Here is a 332-nt window from a genome sequence, read left to right as displayed (position 1 = left end):
GATGTCATCGACCTGTCCGCAATTTCCGCAGCTTATGGCTGGGACGCCGCCGCCGCAGAGGCTGCGGTTTCGGTGATCGACAGCTATCTAGGTGTGATCATCGCGGTGAATGTACCCGGTACCGGTGAAGTCGGCGTGGCCGAACTACGTGATGTTACGCCGGCTGAGATTTCGGTTGCGGCGGGGACGTTGCGGTTGGTGGCGGGGCCTCCTCCGGGATCTGCGGATGACGACGGGAACATGGCGCTGGCTTTGGGTGCTGGCATGACCGATGCCACAATTGCACCGGGCGAAGAGACCGCCGTGACGCTTGATCTGACCGGTCTGGATGC

Annotated in this window: 1 protein-coding gene; it reads left to right on the top strand. The window is 62.3% G+C overall.

What is annotated here, in order from left to right; genetic code table 11:
* Positions 1-332 (top strand): hypothetical protein (locus tag MWU61_RS19675; RefSeq protein ID WP_247130176.1); only part of this gene is annotated, 332 nt, incomplete at both ends.

Origin of the sequence: Loktanella sp. F6476L (genome assembly GCF_023015725.1) — a bacterium.
Classification (GTDB): domain Bacteria; phylum Pseudomonadota; class Alphaproteobacteria; order Rhodobacterales; family Rhodobacteraceae; genus Yoonia.
The sequence above is the reverse complement of the archived record's forward strand: the minus strand, read 5'-3'. Positions and strand labels throughout refer to the sequence as shown.